The following is a 2,462-nucleotide window of genomic DNA, read 5'->3' as shown; positions in this document are numbered from 1 at the left end:
CCATGGTCCGGTTAGAAGTTCAGAAATGCTAGTAGGTAAGTTCCTATGTGATTCAACGAGTGCTTTTAGAGTTGAGTCGATAAATTCTTGGGCAACCCGGCTTTTAATGCGTCCTTCTTCTGTTAGTTTCGTACGTTGCTCGAGCAATTTTTGGCGTTTGTTTTCGCGCGCGATAAAAAGCTCTAACTTTAAATTTGACGCTGTAAAACAGTCATAGTGACCACTTTTATCTTCGATAATGTCATCTACGAGTGAGCGAAGCTCGTCGTATAGTTTTGTTCGTGCGCTGTTTTGATTGTCGTTGGTCCAGCCAATCGCTGCTGTGGCTAAGTTGTTAATGAAGGTTCTAGCCGGATGAGCATGCTCTTTGAAAAATACAGGATTATGAATGACCGCTTTAAGTACAGGTATTTGCAAGCGACCAATAAGCGCCTGCATTTCTGGCGCTAAATTATTGTCGTTGAGTATGTACTCAAACAGTAAGCCGACTAGATTAATAACATCAAGATCTTTTTCGGCCACTTGTTTTCTTGAGCTTTTCTGAAGTTGTTGTGTCACGTACTGGCTGATTGTCTTGGCGTCAAAAAACCTTGCTTCATTTGTCGCTTCCTTCGCGGCGTTTACAATATTCAGTGCTTGGATGATGTCTTGAGAGCTAGCGTAATGCTGTGTCTTAATCGTTTGTGTGGCTGTTTGAGTAGTGTTTTCTTGTGCCGTAATGTCTCGATGATCGTGTGCGACAGGAGCTCTTGTTGTTTCTTGCTTGGAGCGGACGGATTGTTTGCGTTTAGTCAGGCTTAGATCCGGCTGAATTCCCTCAGAAATTAGAGTGTCATTCAATGCGTTTAGTGGCTCTTCAAGCTTGGAAAATAAGTGTTTGTCTAAGTGCTTGTATAGCAAAAGAAGCTCACCGAGCTCGATATCGAGATTTTTGCAGCTGCTAGCAATGATATGAGCTAATAACTCAGGTGACTCTGGACTAAGTTCATCACCATTAAGCTGATAAGCCTCGGCCATGCGTTGATGCAGAGTTAGGTGAATATGCTGAAAGTTAGCTCGTGACTTACTAGCCATTGTCTCAACCGCTAGCTGCTCTTCAAATTGCTTGTCGTCTACCACTGATAGAGATTCAACTTGTGACGGCGCTGGTGTATTAAGTTTTATCTGCTCGAAAGGAAATTGAAATAAAGATTGAAGAGATTGATCAATGTTCGTGCATATGGCTTTACGTTTGAGGCGTAATTCACGCATGGCTTCGAAATAGCGATTTTGCTCATTGTTGTTTCTTGCATTATTTGCAAGATCAAACAAGGTGTCATCAATCGCATCAAATGATTGATCTAGTAGGGGAGATACATGCTGAGAGTAGGCATTGAACAGTTTTTCTGAGACGGCTGAGCTGTTAGCACTTTCTCGAGAATTGGCATTGTCGTTGACGTTAAAGCTGTTTGCCATTGGTGCACTCAAGCGATAGAGAAATGTATCAAAAAGTTAAAATGACGCCGAAGTCTGTAATTTACGCATATTAGTACAAACTCGCAAGAAACTAAGTGTTTTAGTATGAAAAATGGGCAATTTGTTACGCTTTACCTTTAAATGCGCGCACAGTTTTGATTTTGTCGTCTTTCACTTGTCTGACTTCTAGTTCGTAGTTACCAATCTTTATGCAAACTGGGTGCTCAGGAATGAACTCCAATGACTCAGTAATAAGCCCGTTAATCGTTTTAGGGCCATTAGTAGGTAATGACCATTTAAGCGCTTTATTAATCGCCCTAATGGTGGCGGAGCCATCAATAAGGAAGCTGCTGTCCTCTTGCGCAGTGATATCTGAGCTGCTGGTTGTAGAGTAGTCCGTTGTGAACTCCCCAACAATTTCTTCTAAGATATCTTCCATTGTTGCAAGTCCCTGAACATCACCATATTCATCAACCACAATGCCGATTCTGCGTTTTGCTTTTTGAAATTGAAGTAACTGATGGTTTAGCGGAGTACTTTCGGGGATAAAATAGGGCTCACGACATGCCTGCAGTAGTGCTGCTTTATTTGGCTCAGCATGAGACAAAACTTTTGTCATGTTTCGCAGGTGGAGTACACCAATTATGTTGTTGATGTCTCCCTTGTAGACGGGGAGCCTAGTGTGTTGCGAGCTTCTAGCTTGTTCGATCAAATCATCTAGGTTGTCTTCAATATCTAGTCCAATCACTTCATTCTTAGGAATCATGATGTCGTTGACAGTTACTTTCTCTAGATCAAGGATACTGATCAGCATGTCTTGGTGAGAGCGAGGGATTTTATTGCCAGCTTCATGGACGAGTGTTTTTAGCTCTTCTCTCGTTATATGGTTCTCAGTCTGCGCTGAGGTATTAATGCCCAGTATTTTTAATAGGTTGTTGGTGACTAGGTTTACAGACCAAACAGCAGGGTATAGCAGTTTTAGGAGTGGCTTGAGAATGTGGGCTGCT

General features: G+C 42.1%; 2 protein-coding genes. Both read right to left on the bottom strand.

The window, feature by feature from the left end; all coding sequences use genetic code 11:
- The coding region (locus tag A3739_RS20835; RefSeq protein WP_156502727.1) for a DUF1631 family protein at positions 1-1,455 on the bottom strand (1,455 nt) is incomplete at its 3' end.
- 124 nt (positions 1,456-1,579) lie between these two features.
- Positions 1,580-2,462: HlyC/CorC family transporter (locus A3739_RS20830; RefSeq protein WP_068502648.1), on the bottom strand; the 883-nt coding region annotated here is incomplete at its 5' end.

It is taken from the genome of Oleiphilus sp. HI0067, from assembly GCF_001635735.1.
Note: the sequence above shows the minus strand (reverse complement) of the source record. Positions and strands in the feature narration are given on the sequence as shown.